Genomic DNA, 19,852 nt, shown 5'->3' on the forward strand with positions numbered 1-19,852 from the left:
ACGACGCAGATCCAATGTGGGAGCGAGCCTGCTCGCGATGGGGCCTTAAGCCTCAATACAAAACTTTAAGGCCGGCGATCTTCTACCCGCGCCTGACTCTTGCTCCAGTCCGTCAGCAAGCTGTAAGCCACCGCCAACAACGTCGGCCCGATAAACAGCCCGATAAAGCCAAACGCAATCAACCCGCCAAACACCCCTAGCAGCACAATCACCAACGGCAGATTCCCGCCCCGGCTGATCAGGTACGGCTTGAGCACGTTGTCGACGCCGCTGATGATGAACGTGCCCCAGATCCCGAGGAACACCGCCATCCCGTACTCGCCTTTCCAGGCCAGCCACGCCGTGGCCGGAATCCACACCAGCGGCGGTCCCATCGGAATCAGGCTGAGCAAGAAGGTCACGATGCCCAGCACCAAGGCGCCCGGCACCCCGGCAATCAGGAACCCGATCAGTGCCAGCACGGCCTGCGCCGCTGCCGTACCGATCACGCCGTTGACCACCCGCTGCACCGTGCCCGCCACCAGATCGATGTAATACCCGGCGCGCTGACCGATCAGACGTTCCAGTAACCCATGAACAAAGGTCGCCAGACGCGGGCCGTCGCGGTAGAAAAAGAACACAAACACGATGCTCAGCGTCAGCTCGAGAATCCCGCCGCCGATCTGCGCACTGCGCGCCAGCAGCCAGTTACCTACTTGCCCCAGATAAGGCTTGAGCGCCACCATCATCGCCGCGCCCTGCTGATCGATGCTGTTCCAGATCACCACCAGCCGTGCGCCCACCAGGGGAACACCGTTCAACCAGGCCGGAGCTTCTGGCAGGCCTTCGACCTGCACATCCTTGATAAACACAGTGGCGTCACGCACGTGGTCAGCCAGGTTGAACCCCAGCCAGACCAGCGGCACCGCCACCAGCAACATCCAGCCGAGGGTCAGCAGCGCTGCCGCCAGGGATTCGCGGCCATTGAGCCAACGGGTCAACAAACGCATCAGCGGCCAACTGGCAAACGCCAGCACCGCGCCCCAGAACAGCGCCGACCAGAACGGCGCCATCACCCAGAAGCTCGCGCCAAACAGCACCAGGAGCAGAATCTGCACCAACAGCCGATCATTATTGGGCATGTAAAGTCTCGAAAAAATCAGTCAACAAAGGGTAGACGAATGCGCCGTGCGCATTCGCCTGTGCAGCTTATCGCAACAGTTCGATGTGCAGGCCAGAGCCTTCGACGGTACCGGTTTCGAGTCGCGCCGCACGCACGCCCTGAGTAATCAATGCCTGACGCCATGCCTCAGCCTTGGCACCGGAAACACTGACACGCAAGGTAGTGTCCAGGTTCAGTCCGCGTGAAATCAGACGCAGCCATGTGTCGTCGGGATCAGCATTCAGTTTTGGAAAATCGAGTTCACCGGTGCTTTTAAGCTGACGCAGCAGAGTGGCCGACGTCGGCAACAAGTCGCCCAACGGCGCGGCTGCGTCGAATTGCTCGACATGCAGGTAGGCTTTGCGGTTGCCGCGAGTGATGCTGTATAGCGCCACCAGCGAATTGTCCTGCGGTGCCGCCAGTCTCAGCAGCAAATACGCCTGTTGATCGTCGGCACCGTAGAGCTTGGCATTGCCAAAGACTTCGTTGGCCCACAGGCTGCTTTCGCCGCAATCGCGGGCCTGGCACCAGAACAGCAACTCGGCGCCCTGCTTTTGCAAGGCTTCGCGCGCAGCAGTAAAGGCTTCGGTGGAAGAATGCTCAGGCGGCAACTCGTAGGTGACCGAAGTGGTTTGCCCGCGTGCCGTGACCTGACCGTCAAAGCGCAACTGGCCGCTGATCTTGCGGATCGAACCCAAGGGGTAGATCCGTTCAAGCTCGACGGCCGGACGATAATCAACGATCTGCGCATCTTCCATGCGCGGCAGGATCGGCAAGTCCTGACTGCCCGGGACATCAGCGGCAAACGATAAGGGACTGAAACAGCACAGCAACAGCAGACTGAGTGAACGCATGGACAGGCTCATCGGATCAGCATGGCCTGAGCCCCTTTTGACTTCCGTTCCTTTTTGTCGAAACCCGGCGCATGCAGGCCGGGTTCCTCGAGCACGATAGAGACCTTGTGGCCATCCGGGGTCGCAGCGGTATAGCGATCTATCATGGTTGTCTCCCATTTCAACCCGCCCAGCCTCGACAGTTGCCCGGCGCAAGTCAAGGAACGGCGAAGAACCGATTGAAACAGTCTGCGACAAGGTCGGCGCCGGTTTCGTCATTCAGGTGCAAATGATGACCGCCTGGCAGCTGTTCACGGCTAAAGGGTAGACGCTCCAGCAACTCGGAATGTTTGGCGAGCATGCCGTCGGCCGCGACCACCAGTTTGGCCGGACAACTGATCCGCTGGACAAACGCCATGGCCTGCTCGGTGGTCAGGCGCAGCGGCGAGGGCAGCGTCAGGCGGTTGTCGGTGCGCCAGGTGTAGCCGCCCGGTACGGGCATCAAGCCGCGCTGGGCCAACAGCTCGGCGGCTTCGCGACTGACCGCCACCAAGCCCTTCATGCGTGCTTCGATGGCGCGGTCGAGGGTGTTGTAGACCGGCTTTTGTTTGTCCCGCAGATCCAGCTGCGCTTGCAGGGCCATGCCCATGCGCTCGGCCGCATTTTCGCCTTTGTCTGTAGGAGGAATGATGCCGTCGATCAAGGCCAGGTGAGTGACGCGCTCCGGCATCGACCCGGCAATGATCAAGGACGCGATGGCGCCCATGGAGTGCCCCATCAGTGCAAATCGCTTGAGGCCCAGTTGCTCGGCGACTTGCAACACGTCATGGGCGTAATCCCACATCGCGTAACCGGCACCGGGCGGGCGATGCCCGGAATGACCGTGACCGGCCATGTCCAGGGCGATGATGCGCAGGCCTTTGAGCTTGGGCGCCAGACGGGCAAAGCTGTTGGCATTGTCCAGCCAGCCATGCAGCGCAATTACCGGCAAGCCGTCTTCAGGACCGAACAAGTGCGCCGCCAGTTCGATGTGCGGCAGGCTCAGACGGACTTCTTCGACGGCATTGCTCATGCGCAATCCTTTTGGCTGCGACCGTCCCATCGGCTGAACAGGGTTTTCAGCAGTGTGGCCGTGTCGTGTGGGCGTTCGAGAGGAAACATGTGACCGCCGGGCAGGGTCAGGGATTCACCCTGCGGCATGCGCCCGACAGCGCTGGCATGATGACGCATCACCACGCGGCTCTTGTGCCCGCGCACCACCGCCAGCGGCACTTGCAGCTGACGCGTGCGACCGGGGCTGGTGTGGGGCACGCCACGGTAGATGCTGATTTCCGTGGCGGGGTCGAAGCGCAGGCGCAGTTTGTCACCGACCTTGTGCAAACCGTGTTGCAGGTAGGCATCAAAGCATTCCGGGTCAAAACTGCGGAACAGGGTCTTGCCCGAGAAATAGCTACGGGCGCTTTCGAGGTCGGCGAATTCTTCCCGACGCCCCAGGGTGCGGCCGGCCGGGGTCAAGCGGTCGATGAAGCCGAAACGCTTGGCGGCGCGAATGACCCATTGATCGGTGCGGGTCAGCACCGGTGAATCGAGCATCACCACGCCGCGATACAACTCGGGGCAACGCAGCGCCGCGTGCAAGTGCAGCACACCACCAAAGGAATGTCCGACACCCCACACCGGTTCCGCTTGCTGCTTGAGGTGATGGATCAGTTCGTCCACCAGGTTGTACCAATTGTCGTCCGCGGGAAAACGCGGGTCATGAGCGTGCTGTTCCAGATGCGTCACCTGATACTCGGGCGCCAGCGCCGCGAACAACTTGCCGTAGGTCCCGGAAGGAAAGCCATTGGCGTGGGCGAAAAATATCTGTTGCGACATACCGGCAAATCCATGAGCGAGAACAGGCGTTGATTGTCCGTAAGACGACGGCTGACAGCAATGACTGTAAGTGACAGGAATGATGACAGTCCGGTCAGGACGATGCCTGAAACGCTGATGCAAAGCCCTGTAGCAGCTGTCGAGCCTTGGCGAGGCTGCGTCCGCGGTCACCCTGAAACACTGCGTGGGTAGATTCCACGACTGCTTCGCAGCCGGACGCAGCCTCGCCGGGGCTCGACAGCTGCTACACGGGGCGGATGCAGCCATTGTTTAGCGCGCTGGTGGGTTCTCGCCCAGCGGCACGACCGCCATGGTCAGGCGCGACACGCAACTGGCCTTGCCTTCGTCGCTGGTCAAGCGGATATCCCAGACGTGTGTCGTACGGCCAATGTGGATCGGCGTGGCCACAGCGGTCACCCGGCCACTGCGCAGGCCGCGCAAATGGTTGGCGTTGACTTCCAGGCCTACGCAGTAAAACTTGCTGGCGTCGATGCACAGGTAGCTGGCCATCGAACCGACCGATTCGGCCAGCACCACCGAGGCGCCGCCATGCAGCAGGCCGTAAGGCTGGTGAGTGCGATGGTCAATAACCATGCTCGCGGTCAGTGAGCCTTCGTCAAACGCTTCGAAGCGAATATCCAGCACTTCGCCGATGGTGTTTTTCTGGATCGCGTTCAACTGCTCGATGTTGGGAGTGGTTCGCCACAGACTCATCGCTGCTTTCCTATGGTGGTTTTGTTCGTGGCTCAATCCTGCCACAGCACCGCCTCGCTACGCTCGCTCCATTCTTCGAAGCGGTCGCCGTAAGCTGCTTCGATCACGTTGCGCTTGATCTTCAGGGTCGGCGTCAGGAAGCCGTTTTCCACGGCCCAGCTGTCCTTGACCACCACCAGGCGCCGCAAACGCTCGTGTTTGTCGAGGACGCCATTGACCTCATCCAGGAGTTTTTCCAGGCTTGAATGCAGCCCCGCCCTCGCCGTGCCGGTGGCGTCCTGCTGCCCGACCGCCGACAGCACACACAGCCCCAGCGGTGCACTCAAACCATCACCGACCACGCACACTTGTTCAATCCGCGAATGCACCGCCAAGCGATTTTCGATCGGTGCCGGCGCGACGTATTTGCCCTTGCTGGTCTTGAAGATTTCTTTCAGGCGCCCGGTCAGGCGCAGGTTGCCTTCGGCGTCTTGCTCGCCCTTGTCGCCGGTGCGCAGGAAGCCGTCCTCGGTGATGGTTTCGGCAGTTTTCTGTGGTTCCTTGAAGTAGCCGAGCATGGTCGCGCCGCTGCGCACCATGACCTCGCCCGATTCCGCGATCCGCACTTCCACCTCAGGGCATGGTTTGCCGATCCAGCCGGGCTTGTTCTCGCCGAGGCGGCAAATGTGCGAATAGCCGCAGCTCTCGGTCATGCCGTAGACCTCCAGCACGTCCAGCCCCAGTTTGCGGTACCACAGCAGCAAGGTTTGTGGCACAGGCGCAGCGCCGGACAAGGCGACGCGCAATGCATCTAGCCCCAACCCGGCCAGGACTTTATGCCCGACCCGTTTGCCGATAAAGGGCAGGCCTAGCAGAAAATCCAGGCGCTTTTGCGGGATCTTGCTGTACACGCCCATCTGGAATTTGGTCCAGATTCGCGGCACACCGAACAAGGCAGTAGGCCGGGCGCGCTTTAAATCGGTCAGGAAGGTGTCGAGGCTCTCGGCAAAGAACACCGTCTGCCCGGTGTAAATCGAGGCCAGTTCGACGAACATCCGCTCGGCCACGTGGCACAGCGGCAAATAGGACAGCAATCGGTCCGACTCGTTGAGGCCAAACAGCTGCGTACCGCGGGTGGTGGCGAAACCCAGATTGCCGAAACTGTGCATCACGCCTTTGGGCAGGCCGGTGGTGCCGGAGGTGTAAATGATGGTCGCCAACTGATCGGCCGCCGGCGTGGGGTTATCCTGGATGGGCGAGCAGCGTTGCAGGTCGGCCCAGCTGAAATCGAAGGTGCCCGGTGGGTGCAACGGCAGACTGATCGTCGGCAAGTCAGGCCTGACGCCGCGGGACATGCTCGGCCAATCATCGAGCTTGCCGATAAACGCCAGCGCCGCTTCGGAATGGTCGAGTACCTGGGCCACCGATTCGGCGGTGAGGTTGGGGTACAACGGCACCGAGACATGCCCGGCCATCCAGATCGCCAGGTCGGCGATGATCCAGTGGGCACAGTTTTTCGAGATCAGTGCGATGTGGCTGCCTTGCGGCAGTTCGCGAGCCCTCAGCCAATGTGCCGCACAACGCGCCTGATGGCCGACGTCGGCCCAGGACAGGGTCTCGACCTGCCCGCCGCCCGTGGGCTGGACCAGAAAACGCTGGCGTGGATGACGGGCCTCACGCTCGTAGAAGACATCCAGCGGCAAACGAAAAGCAGCAGACATGCGACGCGCTCCTGAATTTTTGTTCTGGAGCAAGCGTAGTCAACCAAGCGGTTGCTTGGTTGGCTATTTCATTACAAAAATCAGCAACCCCACAATATCTCTGTACCAGCAGAATGATCAGGGGTGTTTGATGCCCTTGAGTTTCATGGCGCCGGCCAGCGGCAGGTCACCTTCGAGCTCTGCCAGGCCGGCGGTCTTGACGGTTTCCGGCGCTTGCACGTGACCGTGCTGCAGGTAACCGAGCAGATTGCCCACCAGCGGGTTGTGACTGACCAATAGCGCGTAATCCACCGACACCAACTGCTCCGACACCGCTTGCGGGCGGTTGTCGGGGGTCAGCCACTCGACGGTGCGGATGTCCGGTTCAAATCCCAGCGCCTCGCGCACCAACTGCGCGGTCTGTTGTGCACGCCGGTAAGGGCTGGCGTAGATCGCGGTGATCGGCTGACCGATCAACTCGGCCGCACTGCGCAGTACTTCTTCGCAACCGTGAGGGGTCAGTGCTCGCTCGGAATCAGGACGCGAGCCATACGGTTCGGCTTCACCATGACGCAATACCCAGAGTTTCATAGCTTGGGTTCCTCATCTCGGGCCGGATGCGGCGCGGGCGCCACAACATGCGGCGCTTCACCTTCCGGTGTACGCGGCGTCGGCCAGTCGGCGAACGGCCAGGGTTTCTGGTCGCTGTGGAAGCTGCCGAAACGACCGATCTGCGCCAGGAACTGGCTCAGGCTGTCGCCGAAGTTCATCAGGCTGGCGCTCGGGGCGCCATAGAACAAACGATAGATCAGTTGCACCAGCACCACCGCGCCAAGGATGAACTGCGCCACTTGCCAGACCAGCACGAAGACGATCATCCACAGCACCCGCAGCAGGATGGACTCGTACTTGGTTTCGATTTTCGGATCGTTCATGTCGTGCTCCCGGATGCTCAGTTGAAACCGCTGGTAGATATAAAGTCGACATCGGTTTTCGGTTCGCCGCGCATCAACAGCTCAATCACTTGATTGAGCGTGCGCCCTTCGAACAGGATCGCGTGCAGCCCGGCGACCAGCGGCATATAGACGCCCACCTCCTGAGCCTTGGCCTTGAGCACTTTCAGCGTGTTCACGCCTTCGGCGACTTCGCCCAGACGCGTCACCGCGTCTTCCAGGCTCAGGCCCTGGCCGAGGGCAAACCCGACCTGGTAGTTACGGCTTTTCGGCGACGAGCAGGTGACGATCAAATCGCCCACCCCGGCAAGCCCGAGGAAAGTCATCGGGTTGGCGCCCTGATTCACCGCAAAACGGGTCATTTCCGCCAGCGCGCGGGTGATCAGCATGCTCTTGGTGTTTTCGCCCATGCCCAGCGCCACGGCCATGCCGGCAATGATCGCGTAAACGTTTTTCAGCGCCCCGCCCAACTCGACGCCAAAGCGGTCGGCGCTGGCGTACACGCGAAACGTTCGGCCATGTAGCGCTTCCTGCACCCGCTGGCACAGCTCTTCGTCTTCACTGGCGACCACCGTGGCGGTCAGCGCGTGTTCGGCGATTTCACGGGCCAGGTTCGGTCCCGACAACACGCCGATGCGCGCTTGCGGAGCGATTTCCTCAAGGATTTCGCTCATCAGCTTGAAGGTGTGGGCTTCGATGCCTTTGGTCAGGCTGACCAGCAGTTTGCCGCTCAACTGAGCGGCATGCGGGACCAGGACCGAGCGCAGCGCGCTGGAGGGCAGCGCGACGAAACACAGGTCGCAGGCGTCCAGCGTGGCTTGCAGGTCGGTCACCGGTTCTACCGCCGGGAGAATCTTGATGCCTTTGAGGTAACGCGGGTTCTCGCGATTGACCCGAATGGCCTCGGCCTGTTCGGGGTCACGCATCCACTGCCGGACCTGATGACCGTTTTCGGCCAGCAAATTGGCCACGGCGGTACCAAAACTTCCGCCTCCCAGGACCGCAATTGGGCGCTGTTCAGTCATATGCAATCCGTTAATCCATACCAGTGGCGATGTCGGCATTATACGGAGCGCCCCCGTGGCGGCCAGCCCCCGCGTCAATTACCGACACTTGTAGGAAGAAGACCAATAAATACGAGGAAAATGCCGGCATCGTGAATGGAAAAGTTACCGCGCTCGGTTAACATGCGCGCCAACTCCTCACGATCAAAAGGTATGACGTGTCGCTTGGTTCTCCATCACCTCACTCGCCGCTGGTCCTGGCGCTGATGTTCAGCCCGTCCTTGCTGGCCGACGACTTGTTCCTCGACAACGAACCGCTCCCGCAAGTGCTGACGGCGACTCGCCTGAAGCAATCGCCGGCGGCGGTTCCGGGGAGCATGACGGTGATTGACAGCGAATTGATCAACAACAGCGGCGCACGGGACATCAGCGAATTGCTGCGACTGGTGCCGGGCATGATGGTCGGCAACATCAGCGGCAACCAGGCCGCCGTGAACTACCACGGCACCAACGCCACCGCCGCCCGACGCATGCAAGTGTTGATCGACGGTCGCTCGGTGTACCGCGCCGGCCTGGCCACGGTGGACTGGAGTGACATTCCGGTGGCCATGGAAGACATCGAGCGCATCGAAGTCTTTCGCGGCCCGAACACCGTCAGCTATGGCGCCAACGCGCTGATGGCGGTGGTCAACATCATCACGCGCAACCCGGCCAACAGCCATGGCACCCGCGTGAAAATCACCCGTGGCCAACGCGGCATCAACGACTATTACGCCAGCCAGGGCACCGGTTGGGATGGCGGTGACTTGCGCCTGTCACTGTCCGGGCAGCAGGACGACGGTTTCGATTCGGACCGCAACGGTGCCGATTATCGGGACAGTCGTCGCCTGAATCGCTTCAACCTCGCGGTCAGCCAGACGCTCGCGGAAAACCAGAGCATCGACTGGCAACTGAATGCGAAGGAAGGCACCAACCAGCAACCCTATACCTACCGCCCGGTGTTCCCGGGGATTACTGCCGCCGGGGACAATTCCGACGTCGCCGCCAAAGATTACGCCGGCTCGCTGCGCTGGAACCTGGACCTCAATCCCGATCACAGCCTGTATGTCCAGGGTTCGGCCCAGCATTGGGATCGCCAGCAAACCTGGCGCGCCTGTGATGCCGAAGCGTCGTTCAGCCCGGAGCTGACCCAACTCTGGCAACTCAACCCCAATTACACCGAACGCCTGGCGCGCAACATGGACCGCTTCACCGGTCCCGGCGCACCTCTGGGCACGCCAGCTGAACAAGCGCTGGCCAATCAGGTGCTGGGGCAATGGAAAAACGGCGCCCGGCAGACGCTCTGTGGCGACATCGACCAGAGCGCCCGGGAATCGCGCTACGACCTCGAAGTGCAGGACACCCTCAGCCTGTCCGACAGCCTGCGACTGGTCAGCGGCATGAACTATCGTTACGACCGGGCCGATTCCGAGACCTACTTCAATGGCACGCTCGACGACACCACCTGGCGCACATTCGGCCAACTGGAATGGCGTGCCACCGAGCATTGGTTGTTGCAGGGCGGGGCAATGTTCGAAGACACGCAATTGACCGGCAGCTCGTTGACCCCGCGTGTGGCGGTCAACTACCTGATCAACCCGCGTCATGGCTTGCGTGCCGTGTACTCGGAAGCGATTCGCTCACCGGACATGTTTGAGAACAACGTCAACTGGAGTTACCAGGTGACCAACCTGCGGCCCAGCGCTTACGGCCAGACCAGCGCCCGCTATTTCGTCAAGACCCGTGGTCCCGGCGATCTCGACAAGGAACGCATGCGCTCGCGAGAGCTGGGCTACAACGGCTACTTCGTCGAGCTGGGACTGAGCGTCGATGTGAAGCTGTTCTACGACGAAATCAGCGGCATGATCAGCGAACCCCTGCGCAACAATCAGTACATCGCCAGCAACTCCAACAGCGCACGCTTCACCGGAGCGGAAACGCAACTGGACTGGCGCCTGGGCAGCGCCGACCGCCTGCGCCTGACTTATGCCTACGTGGACGCGGACGCGAGTAATCCGCTGGATGAGCAACAGACCGCGCGCAACAGCGGCTCCGCCGGTTGGCTGCGCAACTGGGGACAGGGCTGGAACAGCGCCCTCTTCTACTATGGCGACGATGCGCTCAACGGTTACCGCTTCGAGCGGGTCGACACGCGCATTGCCAAACGCATCGGCTTGGGCAAGGCCAACCTGGAACTGGCCGGCATTCTTCAGCAACGCCTGGACAACCAACCCACCACCTTCGTCGACAACAACTACGACGAGCGCCGCGTGGTTTATTTCAGCGCGGAGCTGACGTTTTAAATGCGCCGTTACCTGTCATGGAAGTCGCCGCCACTGGGCCGCCTGCTGGTCGGGTTGTGCCTGGCGGTTGGCTGCCTGCTCGGCGCCCTGCCGATACAGGCTGCGGACATTCTGTTGACCGGCACCGAAGACAGCCCCGGCGTGCAATCCTTCGTCCGTGCATTGAGCGAGATGCGTCCGGCCGACAGCGTGCGTTTCCAGCCACTGGCGAGCCTCCCCTCGCCTGGCAAACTGCCCGTCGCCACGCGCCTGATTCTGCTCGATCTGCCGAGCCTCGACTGGCGCCAGCAAGAGGCCCAGGGCCCGGCGACGCTGGTACTGCGCATCAGTCGCCTGCAAGCCCAACAACGTTTCGGCGTGAACTTTCCGCCGCACCTCAGCCTGCTCTGGAGTGATCCGCCACTGGATCGGCAATTGCGTCTGACTCGACTGGTCCTGCCCCAGGCGCGGCGCGTTGGCGTGCTGTACGACGATCACAGCGAATTCCTGTTGAAAGAAATGCGTCTGGCCGCCCTGGGGGAAACGCTTGATGTGGTTGCCGAACGTTGGGACAACACCCATGACAGTCGCCCCTTGCAGGACTTGCTGAAAAACTGCGACGTGCTGCTGGGCCTCGACGATCCCGACCTGTACAACCCGAAAACCGCGAAAAACCTGCTATTGAGCAGCTATTCCCGACAACTGGCCTTGATCGGCCCGAATGCCGCGTTCGTCAAGGCCGGCAGCCTGGCCAGCACGTACAGCGATCAGAGCGACTGGTTGCAGGTGCTCGACGAATTGCTCGATCTGCCACCGGCGAGCTGGCCGCGCGCCCTTTACCCGCAACACTTCAAAGTCTCAAGTAACCCGCAAGTGGCTCGTTCATTAGGTATTGAGCAGATTGATGACGCGTCTGCCGCCCTGCAGTTGGCTGAAGGAGAAAGCCGCCCATGACCTTCCGGCGCCCTTGGGACATCAACACCCGAACGCAGATGATCAGCCTTGGCCCGGCCTTGTTGCTGACGCTGCTGCTGATCAGTTTTTTTACCTTCGTGCGGATTCAGGACCTGCGTCAGGAGCTCAACCACACCGGGCAGTTGATCGCCAACCAATTGGCTCCCGCCACCGAATACGGGGTGATTTCAGGAAACAACGAGGTGCTCGAAAGCCTGCTCAAGGCAACGCTCGCCACGCCGAATGTGCGCTTCCTGGAGGTCCAGGACAACGCCAATCGGATTCTGGTGTACGTCGAGCAGCCGTCGGAAACCCACCGGCGCTCGCAGCAGGTCGAAGTGTTCCAGGCACCGGTGCGGCTGCAGCGGATCGCGCTGAACAATGATTTTTTCCAGGGTTCCAAAGCCGCGAGCGTCGGCCCGTCCGAGGACTATCTGGGCCGGGTGATCGTCGGTCTGTCGAATGACGCCTTCAACCAGCGTCAGCAGGAAATCCTGTTGAAAGCCGCGATCCTCGCCCTGTTCGCCCTGCTGTTTACCTTTCTGGTGGCACGGCGCCTGGCGGGCAGCCTGTCGCAACCGATCCGCGACATTGGCAACGCGGTGAAGGCGATCCAGGAAGGTGATTACTCACGCCCCTTGCCGATTGTCGACGACACCGAGTTGGGCGCGCTGTCGCAACACATCAACAACCTCGCCAGCGGCCTCGAACAAGCCAGTCGCGAACAACATCAGGCGATGGCGCAGTTGATCCAGACACGCGAGGAAGCGGAAAAGGCCAACAATGCCAAGTCTGATTTCCTGGCGATGATGAGCCATGAACTGCGCACGCCAATGAATGGCGTACTCGGCATGCTGCAATTGCTCGAAACCACCGACATGACCGAAGAGCAGGTCGAATACGCGGCGCTGGCCTCGGAGTCCACCGAACACCTGCTCAAGGTCATCAACGACATTCTCGACTTCTCGCGCATCGAGCGTTCGGAGCTGGAACTGGAGCACATCCCGTTCAACCTCGCGGACCTGATCGTCAGTTGCGCCCAATCGTTCCAGCACAGCGCGGCGCAACGGGGGCTCGATCTGCATTTGCTGATTCCCGACGACATGCGCGCGCTTCAGGTTCAAGGCGATCCAACGCGCATCCGGCAGATTCTGGTCAATCTGGTCGGCAATGCCTTGAAGTTCACCGAGCACGGCCGTGTCAGCATCGAACCGCAGTGGCAATCGCTGGATCACGAACTGCTGTGGTTCACCTGCACCGTGCGCGACAGCGGCATCGGTATTTCCGCTGAAAGCCTGGAGCTGATGTTCAACGCGTTCCAGCAGGCCGACAGTTCCATTTCACGCCGTTACGGTGGCACCGGCCTGGGCCTGCCGATTGCCCGCACCCTGGCGGAACGCATGGGCGGCACCTTGCGGGCACAGAGCGAAGAAGGCCTGGGCTCGGTGTTTACCCTGGAAATCCCGCTGGCGCTCTATAAACAGACGCTGCCGGTGCTGACCCCCAGGGCGCAAACCGGCAATGAGGATGGCGTCGGGCATAACGTGTTGCTGGTCGAAGACAACCCGGTCAATCAGACCGTGATCGAGGCAATGTTGCGCAGCCTGGGCTTTACTGTCAGCGTCGCGACCGATGGCGCGCAGGCCGTGCGCAGCGCCGAAAGCCTGATTTTTGAAGCGATCCTGATGGACTGCCGACTGCCGATCGTCGACGGCTACGAAGCGACCCGACAGATTCGCCAGTTGCCCGGCTGCGCGGACTTGCCGATCATCGCCTTGACCGCCAATGCGTTGCAGGGTGATCGCGAAGCCTGTTTGTCGGCGGGCATGAACGATTACTTGGCCAAGCCGTTCAAACGAACTGATTTGCAGCAAATTCTGCAGCGCTGGGTGCAGTAGTACAGGCCTTTCGACCATCTGCGACTGGCGTGAAAGGCGAAAGTGCGGCAGTCTTAGGCACCCGAACAGGCCCGAAAAGGGGCTTGAATAATAATTTCAGTGCACAAGTGTACATTCATGTCCTTGGTGCTGTGACTTTCACCACAACGCAATAGTCTATGAGTAGGCTGCTGACTCGAGGCATGAACGCCTCGATCGGCCGGGAGATTTGCCCCACCCTGCCGCATGGGACTATTGAGGAGCTCGCATGACCCAACAAAACGCCTTTACTCGGGAAGACCTGCTGCGCTGCAGTCGCGGTGAGCTGTTCGGCCCAGGTAACGCACAACTGCCCGCCCCGAACATGCTGATGGTGGATCGCATCACCCATATCAGTGCCGAGGGTGGCAAGTACGGCAAAGGTGAATTGGTCGCCGAGCTGGATATCACTCCGGACCTGTGGTTTTTCGCCTGCCACTTCGAAGGTGATCCGGTGATGCCAGGCTGCCTGGGCCTTGACGCCATGTGGCAACTGGTCGGCTTCTTCCTCGGCTGGCAAGGTCTGCCGGGCCGTGGCCGTGCGCTGGGTTCGGGCGAAGTGAAATTCTTCGGCCAGGTCCTGCCAACCGCCAAGAAAGTCACCTATAACATTCAGATCAAGCGCGTGTTGAAAGGCAAACTGAACCTGGCCATTGCCGACGGTTCGGTCAGCGTCGACGGCCGCGAGATCTACACCGCCGAAGGCCTTCGGGTCGGCGTTTTCACCTCCACTGACAACTTCTAAGGGTTATCCGCATGCGCCGCGTCGTTATCACTGGTCTGGGCATCGTTTCGTGCCTGGGCAATGACAAAGAGACCGTCTCCGCTAACCTGCGTGCAAGTCGCCCTGGCATCCGGTTCAACCCGGAATATGCCGAAATGGGTCTGCGTAGCCAGGTTTCCGGCTCCATCGACCTTCCCCTCGAAGAATTGATCGATCGCAAGATCTATCGCTTCGTTGGCCACGCGGCGGCTTACGCCTACCTGGCCATGAAAGACGCCATCACCGACTCCGGTCTGACCGATGAGCAAGTCTCCAACCCGCGTACCGGCCTGATCGCCGGTTCCGGTGGCGCCTCCACGCTGAACCAGATGGAAGCGCTGGACATCCTGCGCGAGAAAGGCGTGAAGCGCGTTGGTCCATACCGCGTGACGCGGACCATGAGCAGCACCGTTTCCGCTTGCCTGGCCACCCCGTTCAAGATCAAGGGCCTGAACTACTCCATCGCTTCTGCCTGCGCCACCAGTGCTCACTGCATCGGTACCGCCATGGAACAGATCCAGATGGGCAAGCAGGACATCGTGTTCGCCGGCGGCGGTGAAGAAGAGCATTGGAGCCAGTCGTTCCTGTTCGACGCCATGGGCGCACTGTCCAGCCAGTACAACGAAACCCCGGAAAAGGCTTCCCGTGCCTACGACGCCAAGCGTGACGGTTTCGTCATCGCCGGCGGTGGCGGCATGGTCGTGGTCGAAGAGCTCGAACACGCTCTGGCCCGCGGCGCGAAGATCTACGCGGAAATCGTTGGCTACGGCGCGACCTCCGACGGCTACGACATGGTCGCCCCAAGCGGCGAAGGCGCCATCCGCTGCATGCAGATGGCCATGTCCACCGTTGACGCTCCGATCGACTACCTGAACACCCACGGCACCTCGACTCCAGTCGGCGACGTCGCAGAAATGAAAGGTGTGCGTGAAGTGTTCGGCGACAAGGCTCCAGCCATCAGCTCCACCAAGAGCCTGTCGGGTCACTCCCTGGGCGCCGCCGGCGTTCACGAAGCGATCTACTGCATGCTGATGATGGAAGGCAACTTCATGGCGGGTTCCGCCAACATCGACGAACTGGACCCGGAAGTGGCAGACATGCCGATCCTGACCAAGACTCGCGAAAACGCCACCATCAACACCGTGATGAGCAACAGCTTCGGTTTCGGTGGCACCAACGCCACGCTGGTACTGAAGCGTTGGGCAGGTAAGTAATACCTCGCCGTCTCGCTGCACACAAAAACGCCCCGACTGGTTCGGGGCGTTTTTTTTGTGCCTGAATAATGGGTAGACCACGTTCCCCTGTGGGAGCGGGCTTGCTCGCGAAGAGGCCATCAGAGCCAACACAATGGGTGACTTTCATGCCGCCTTCGCGAGCAAGCCCGCTCCCACAGGTACGGTGACATCCTGCGAATTTCGTTTTCATGAACATGAAGCTTTTGTCATAAAACTCAACGCCCTGCGACCGAATGTCGCGTGTTACGCGGGCCCCAGGACTTTTGCAGAATCGGCAATTGTTCGTTACCAATCCCGAGCGTTTACTTAGCAAGCTAACAAAACGTATAACAAAGACCTGCACACGCCTTGGTGCAGTTAATTGAGATTGGAGCTAGCAGATGACTGTAAAAGTAACTGAACGCGACGATTCACATAAATCCCATGAGGGTGTAGCCGCCGGTATCCGCATTTGGGATGTCCACCAACAAGACCTGCTGGTAGGGATGTTTCACTCCGAGACTGACGCGCACAACTACAAATCCGAACTGGAAACACTGGAGCAGCAAAGGGCGTTGCGCTGCGCTTGAGCAACTACAGCATTGAAAACGACAAACCCCGCCATGAGCGGGGTTTGTCGTTGTTGCAGCCGTTAACGGCTTACCACATCAGATCATCCGGAATCTGATAGGCGGCGTACGGATCGTCCTCGGCGGCCACTTCTTCAGTCTTCACGTTCATCTGCACGATGCGTTGCGGATCACGCTCCTGGATCTTCAGGGCCGCTTCACGCGGGATCACTTCGTAACCGCCGGCGTGGTGCACGATGGCCAGGAAGCCATTGCTGAGCTGGTTACGCATCAGCGTGTTGACGCAGAGGCGCTTGACCTTCTTGTCGTCAACGAAGTTGTAGTAATCCTCGGTGGTCAACTTCGGCAGGCGCGAAACTTCGATCAATTGCTTGATCTGCGCGGCGCGGGCCTTGGCCTCGACCTTTTCCTGCTGCTGACGGTTCAGCTCCTGGTCACGCTTGACCTTCTCGGCCTTCGCTTCCTGCGCCGCACGCTGCTGCGAGTCATCCAGTTCGATATGGCCTTTGTGGGCCAGGCGCTGTTGTTTCTGCTTCTCTTTGCCGACCTGTTTGGCCTGCTTCTGGTTGACCAGCCCTGCTTTGAGCAACTGGTCGCGAAGGGAAATGCTCATGGTGCTTGTTTCTCACTTAGGCAACTGCTCAACCGCAGCTGGTCAAATTCTTTTCCTGACGTTTGGCTTCGCCCCATAAGGCGTCCAACTCTTCGAGGGTGCAATCTTCTATGGGACGGTGGGTGTCGCGCAATGCCTGTTCGATAAAACGGAAGCGTCTTTCGAATTTACTGTTGGCGCCCCGCAGCGCGGTTTCCGGATCAACCTTGAGATGACGTGCCAGATTGACCACGGAAAACAGCAGGTCACCGACTTCATCGGCAATCGCTGCCGAGTCATTGTCGGCCATCGCTTCGAGCACTTCATCGAGTTCTTCGCGAACCTTGTCCAGTACCGGCAAGGCGTCCGGCCAGTCGAAACCGACCTGCCCGGCGCGCTTCTGCAACTTGGCCGAACGAGACAATGCAGGCAGCGCGGCGGGCACATCGTCGAGCAAGGACAGTTGTTGCGGCGCCGCAGATTTTTCGGCGCGCTCCTCGGCCTTGATCTCTTCCCAGCGCTGCTTGACCTGTTCTTCGCTCAGGCGCGGGATGTCCATGGGCGCATACAGATCACCGGTGGGGAACACGTGAGGATGGCGACGGATCAGCTTGCGGGTGATGCTGTCGATCACACCGGCGAATTCGAAGCGCCCTTCTTCCCGTGCCAGCTGGCTGTAATAAACCACCTGGAACAGCAAATCCCCCAACTCGCCCTGCAAGTGATCGAAGTCACCGCGCTCGATGGCGTCAGCGACTTCGTAGGCTTCCTCAAGGGTGTGCGGGACGATGGTGGCGTAGGTTTGCTTGATGTCCCACGGGCAACCGAACTGCGGGTCGCGCAGACGGTTCATCAGGTGCAGCAGGTCTTCAAGTTTGTACATCAGTCACTCTCACCACAGACTCCTTGTGGGAGCGGGCTTGCTCGCGAAGAGGGAGTATCCGTCGACATCTATGTTGTCTGACACACCGCTTTCGCGAGCAAGCCCGCTCCCACATTTGATCGGCGCCAACCATACACTCAAGGCGTACGGTTACGGCGGGTTTCGATGATGTTCGGCAACTGGGAAATCCGTCCCAGCAACCGCCCCAGCGCATCCAGCCCCGGAATCTCGATGGTCAGGGACATCAACGCGGTGTTGTCCTCTTTGTTCGAGCGGGTGTTGACCGCCAGCACGTTGATCCGCTCATTGAGCAGCACCTGCGAGACGTCACGCAGCAAACCGGAGCGGTCGTAGGCGCGGATGACGATGTCCACCGGATACGTGAGCACCGGCACCGGGCCCCAGCTGACCTGAATGATCCGCTCTGGCTCGCGCCCGCCCAGTTGCAGCACCGAAGCGCAGTCCTGACGGTGAATGCTCACGCCGCGGCCCTGGGTGATGTAACCGACGATGGCATCCCCTGGCAACGGCTGGCAGCAGCCGGCCATTTGCGTCATCAGGTTGCCGACGCCCTGGATCTGAATGTCGCCGCGCTTGCCCGGTTTGTAGCCGGTGGCTTTGCGCGGGATCAGCTCCAGCTGTTCGTTGCCGCGTTCCGGCTCGACCAGTTGCTGCGCCAGGTTCACCAATTGCGCCAGGCGCAAATCACCGGCGCCCAACGCTGCGAACATGTCCTCGGCGGTCTTCATGTTGGCCTTGTCGGCCAGCTTGTCGAAGTCCACCGCCGGCAGGCCCAGGCGATTGAGTTCACGCTCGAGCAGGGTTTTACCGGCCGCGACGTTCTGGTCACGCGCCTGCAATTTGAACCAGTGGACAATCTTCGCCCGCGCCCGCGAGGTGGTGATGTAACCCAGGTTCGGGTTCAGCCAGTCGCGGCTCGGGGTGCCGTGCTTGCTGGTGATGATCTCGACCTGTTCACCGGTTTGCAGGCTGTAGTTGAGCGGCACGATCCGGCCGTTGATCTTCGCGCCACGGCAGTTATGGCCGATTTCGGTATGCACGCGGTACGCAAAGTCCAGCGGCGTCGCGCCTTTGGGCAAGTCGATGGCGTGACCGTCCGGGGTGAAGATGTAGACCCGGTCCGGCTCGATATCGACCCGCAGCTGTTCCGCCAGACCGCCGATATCACCCAGTTCTTCGTGCCACTCGAGGACCTGACGCAGCCAGGAGATTTTCTCTTCGTAGTGGTTGGAGCCGGATTTGACGTCGGTGCCCTTGTAGCGCCAGTGCGCGCATACGCCCAGCTCGGCTTCCTCGTGCATGGCGTGGGTGCGGATCTGTACTTCCAGCACCTTGCCCTCGGGGCCGATCACCGCGGTGTGCAGCGAGCGGTAGCCGTTCTCTTTCGGGTTGGCGATGTAGTCGTCGAATTCTTTCGGGATGTGCCGCCACAGGGTGTGGACAATGCCGAGCGCGGTGTAACAATCGCGCATTTCCGGCACCAGCACGCGAACGGCGCGAACGTCGTAGATCTGGCTGAATTCCAGACCCTTGCGCTGCATTTTGCGCCAGATCGAATAGATGTGTTTGGCCCGGCCGCTGATGTCGGCATCGACGCCGGTGGCCTGCAATTCGTTCTTCAGCTGGCTCATCACGTCGGCGATGAAACGCTCGCGATCCAGACGCCGTTCATGCAACAACTTGGCAATCTGCTTGTACTGGTCAGGCTCAAGGTAACGGAAGGACAAGTCCTCCAGTTCCCACTTGATGTGACCGATACCGAGCCGGTGCGCGAGGGGCGCATAGATGTCGAAGACTTCACGGGCGACGCGATTGCGTTTTTCGTCGTCGGCGGTTTTCACCGCTCGAATCGCGCAGGTGCGTTCAGCCAGTTTGATCAGCGCGACGCGAACGTCGTCGACCATGGCGACCAGCATCTTGCGCAGGTTTTCGACCTGGCCCTGAGTGCCCAGCACCAGGGATTTACGCGGGCTCAGGCTGTCGCTGATCGCCGCCATGCGCTGCACGCCGTCGATGAGCTTGGCCACCACCGGACCGAAGCGCTGGCTGATCGCAGGCAACAGGATCTGACCTTCGCGCACGCCACGGTACAAGATCGCGGCGACCAGTGAATCCTGATCGAGTTTGAGGTCGGCGAGAATCTCGGCGATCTCAAGGCCCGTGCGGAAACTCGACGTCCCTTCGGACCAGAGATTCTTCGCCGCATTGGCCTGCTGTTCAGACGTACGAGCGAACTCGCACGCTTCCTTCAAGGCTTCGCGATCCAGTGCCGGATCGACACTGACCGCATGATCGAGCCAAGCCTCGAGATTGATACTGCCGTCTGTATTGATCGGCTGGTGTGCTCTCACCTGTACCATCTTGCTTACCTTCCCTACGACGCAGATTCAATGCGTCAA

General features: G+C 60.6%; 18 protein-coding genes and 1 pseudogene. 6 read left to right on the forward strand and 13 right to left on the reverse strand.

From position 1 onward, the window contains the following. Positions 1-65: 65 nt before the first annotated feature. The 10 genes and pseudogenes from BK660_RS07595 to BK660_RS07640 all read right to left on the reverse strand — a co-directional run bounded on the left by BK660_RS07595 (position 66) and on the right by BK660_RS07640 (position 8,220). The gene (locus BK660_RS07595) at positions 66-1,121 is read right to left on the reverse strand and encodes an AI-2E family transporter (RefSeq protein WP_123432792.1); all 1,056 of its coding nucleotides are present in this window, start codon (positions 1,119-1,121) and stop codon (positions 66-68) included. 67 nt (positions 1,122-1,188) lie between these two features. Next, entirely contained in the window at positions 1,189-1,995 is an 807-nt protein-coding gene (locus BK660_RS07600; protein WP_123433025.1) for a DUF4892 domain-containing protein, read from the reverse strand. Positions 1,996-2,033: 38 nt separating this feature from the next. Then, positions 2,034-2,141 (reverse strand): annotated as a pseudogene (locus BK660_RS07605) (thioredoxin domain-containing protein); the annotation flags it as partial. A 50-nt stretch (positions 2,142-2,191) separates the two neighbouring features. Next, positions 2,192-3,046 carry an alpha/beta hydrolase gene (locus BK660_RS07610; protein WP_123432793.1) on the reverse strand — a complete coding sequence of 285 codons (855 nt, stop codon included), beginning with the start codon at positions 3,044-3,046 and terminating at the stop codon, positions 2,192-2,194. Next, on the reverse strand, positions 3,043-3,849 hold the full coding sequence (locus tag BK660_RS07615) for an alpha/beta fold hydrolase (protein WP_123432794.1): 807 nt from the start codon (positions 3,847-3,849) through the stop codon (positions 3,043-3,045). The genes BK660_RS07610 and BK660_RS07615 overlap by 4 nt, the downstream gene beginning before the upstream one ends. Positions 3,850-4,119: 270 nt before the next feature. Then, positions 4,120-4,563 carry a hotdog fold thioesterase gene (locus BK660_RS07620; protein WP_123432795.1) on the reverse strand — a complete coding sequence of 148 codons (444 nt, stop codon included), beginning with the start codon at positions 4,561-4,563 and terminating at the stop codon, positions 4,120-4,122. Between the two features lie 32 nt (positions 4,564-4,595). Continuing rightward, positions 4,596-6,263: an AMP-binding protein gene (locus tag BK660_RS07625; protein ID WP_123432796.1), complete on the reverse strand. Its 1,668-nt coding sequence runs from the start codon at positions 6,261-6,263 to the stop codon at positions 4,596-4,598. Positions 6,264-6,380: 117 nt separating this feature from the next. Beyond that, positions 6,381-6,833 carry a phosphohistidine phosphatase SixA gene (sixA, locus tag BK660_RS07630; RefSeq protein ID WP_123432797.1) on the reverse strand — a complete coding sequence of 151 codons (453 nt, stop codon included), beginning with the start codon at positions 6,831-6,833 and terminating at the stop codon, positions 6,381-6,383. After that, positions 6,830-7,177: a DUF4389 domain-containing protein gene (locus BK660_RS07635; RefSeq protein ID WP_123432798.1), complete on the reverse strand. Its 348-nt coding sequence runs from the start codon at positions 7,175-7,177 to the stop codon at positions 6,830-6,832. The genes sixA and BK660_RS07635 overlap by 4 nt, the downstream gene beginning before the upstream one ends. A gap of 17 nt (positions 7,178-7,194) precedes the next feature. Next, a complete protein-coding gene (locus tag BK660_RS07640) occupies positions 7,195-8,220 on the reverse strand; it encodes an NAD(P)H-dependent glycerol-3-phosphate dehydrogenase (protein WP_123432799.1) in 1,026 nt (341 codons plus the stop codon). A 197-nt stretch (positions 8,221-8,417) separates the two neighbouring features. Here BK660_RS07640 and BK660_RS07645 point away from each other — a divergent pair, with 197 nt between their 5' ends. The 6 genes from BK660_RS07645 to BK660_RS07670 all read left to right on the forward strand — a co-directional run bounded on the left by BK660_RS07645 (position 8,418) and on the right by BK660_RS07670 (position 15,957). After that, complete coding sequence (locus BK660_RS07645) at positions 8,418-10,541, forward strand: TonB-dependent receptor plug domain-containing protein (protein ID WP_404942936.1); 2,124 nt, start codon at positions 8,418-8,420, stop codon at positions 10,539-10,541. Next, positions 10,542-11,474, forward strand: a complete 933-nt coding sequence (locus BK660_RS07650; protein WP_123432801.1) for an ABC transporter substrate-binding protein — start codon at positions 10,542-10,544, stop codon at positions 11,472-11,474. It begins immediately after the preceding gene. Next, positions 11,471-13,372: an ATP-binding protein gene (locus BK660_RS07655; protein ID WP_123432802.1), complete on the forward strand. Its 1,902-nt coding sequence runs from the start codon at positions 11,471-11,473 to the stop codon at positions 13,370-13,372. The genes BK660_RS07650 and BK660_RS07655 overlap by 4 nt, the downstream gene beginning before the upstream one ends. Positions 13,373-13,619: 247 nt before the next feature. Next, entirely contained in the window at positions 13,620-14,135 is a 516-nt protein-coding gene (gene fabA / locus BK660_RS07660) for a 3-hydroxyacyl-[acyl-carrier-protein] dehydratase FabA (protein ID WP_008148022.1), read from the forward strand. A gap of 11 nt (positions 14,136-14,146) precedes the next feature. Continuing rightward, positions 14,147-15,367, forward strand: coding sequence for a beta-ketoacyl-ACP synthase I (gene fabB, locus BK660_RS07665; protein WP_123432803.1), 1,221 nt, complete (start codon positions 14,147-14,149; stop codon positions 15,365-15,367). Between the two features lie 401 nt (positions 15,368-15,768). Further along, complete coding sequence (locus BK660_RS07670; RefSeq protein ID WP_123432804.1) at positions 15,769-15,957, forward strand: hypothetical protein; 189 nt, start codon at positions 15,769-15,771, stop codon at positions 15,955-15,957. A 70-nt stretch (positions 15,958-16,027) separates the two neighbouring features. On the opposite strand, the gene BK660_RS07675 is transcribed toward BK660_RS07670, so the two are convergent. The 3 genes from BK660_RS07675 to relA all read right to left on the reverse strand — a co-directional run bounded on the left by BK660_RS07675 (position 16,028) and on the right by relA (position 19,813). Further along, a complete protein-coding gene (locus BK660_RS07675) occupies positions 16,028-16,570 on the reverse strand; it encodes a DUF2058 domain-containing protein (RefSeq protein WP_059182324.1) in 543 nt (180 codons plus the stop codon). Positions 16,571-16,598: 28 nt separating this feature from the next. Next, a complete protein-coding gene (mazG, locus tag BK660_RS07680) occupies positions 16,599-17,432 on the reverse strand; it encodes a nucleoside triphosphate pyrophosphohydrolase (RefSeq protein WP_123432805.1) in 834 nt (277 codons plus the stop codon). A gap of 137 nt (positions 17,433-17,569) precedes the next feature. Beyond that, positions 17,570-19,813 (reverse strand): GTP diphosphokinase, encoded by a 2,244-nt coding sequence (gene relA / locus BK660_RS07685; protein WP_027923985.1) that lies wholly within the window; start codon positions 19,811-19,813, stop codon positions 17,570-17,572. Positions 19,814-19,852 lie beyond the last annotated feature (39 nt).

It is taken from the genome of Pseudomonas brassicacearum (assembly GCF_003732265.1).
GTDB lineage: Bacteria > Pseudomonadota > Gammaproteobacteria > Pseudomonadales > Pseudomonadaceae > Aquipseudomonas > Aquipseudomonas brassicacearum_D.

Bases quoted from the DNA above. Each gene is read 5' to 3' on its own strand.
- BK660_RS07595 (WP_123432792.1), bottom strand. From the start codon at position 1,121: ATGCCCAATAATGATCGGCTGTTGGTGCAGATTCTGCTCCTGGTGCTG.
- BK660_RS07600 (WP_123433025.1), bottom strand. From the start codon at position 1,995: ATGCGTTCACTCAGTCTGCTGTTGCTGTGCTGTTTCAGTCCCTTATCG.
- BK660_RS07610 (WP_123432793.1), bottom strand. From the start codon at position 3,046: ATGAGCAATGCCGTCGAAGAAGTCCGTCTGAGCCTGCCGCACATCGAA.
- BK660_RS07615 (WP_123432794.1), bottom strand. From the start codon at position 3,849: ATGTCGCAACAGATATTTTTCGCCCACGCCAATGGCTTTCCTTCCGGG.
- BK660_RS07620 (WP_123432795.1), bottom strand. From the start codon at position 4,563: ATGAGTCTGTGGCGAACCACTCCCAACATCGAGCAGTTGAACGCGATC.
- BK660_RS07625 (WP_123432796.1), bottom strand. From the start codon at position 6,263: ATGTCTGCTGCTTTTCGTTTGCCGCTGGATGTCTTCTACGAGCGTGAG.
- sixA (WP_123432797.1), bottom strand. From the start codon at position 6,833: ATGAAACTCTGGGTATTGCGTCATGGTGAAGCCGAACCGTATGGCTCG.
- BK660_RS07635 (WP_123432798.1), bottom strand. From the start codon at position 7,177: ATGAACGATCCGAAAATCGAAACCAAGTACGAGTCCATCCTGCTGCGG.
- BK660_RS07640 (WP_123432799.1), bottom strand. From the start codon at position 8,220: ATGACTGAACAGCGCCCAATTGCGGTCCTGGGAGGCGGAAGTTTTGGT.
- BK660_RS07650 (WP_123432801.1), top strand. From the start codon at position 10,542: ATGCGCCGTTACCTGTCATGGAAGTCGCCGCCACTGGGCCGCCTGCTG.
- BK660_RS07655 (WP_123432802.1), top strand. From the start codon at position 11,471: ATGACCTTCCGGCGCCCTTGGGACATCAACACCCGAACGCAGATGATC.
- fabA (WP_008148022.1), top strand. From the start codon at position 13,620: ATGACCCAACAAAACGCCTTTACTCGGGAAGACCTGCTGCGCTGCAGT.
- fabB (WP_123432803.1), top strand. From the start codon at position 14,147: ATGCGCCGCGTCGTTATCACTGGTCTGGGCATCGTTTCGTGCCTGGGC.
- BK660_RS07670 (WP_123432804.1), top strand. From the start codon at position 15,769: ATGACTGTAAAAGTAACTGAACGCGACGATTCACATAAATCCCATGAG.
- BK660_RS07675 (WP_059182324.1), bottom strand. From the start codon at position 16,570: ATGAGCATTTCCCTTCGCGACCAGTTGCTCAAAGCAGGGCTGGTCAAC.
- mazG (WP_123432805.1), bottom strand. From the start codon at position 17,432: ATGTACAAACTTGAAGACCTGCTGCACCTGATGAACCGTCTGCGCGAC.
- relA (WP_027923985.1), bottom strand. From the start codon at position 19,813: ATGGTACAGGTGAGAGCACACCAGCCGATCAATACAGACGGCAGTATC.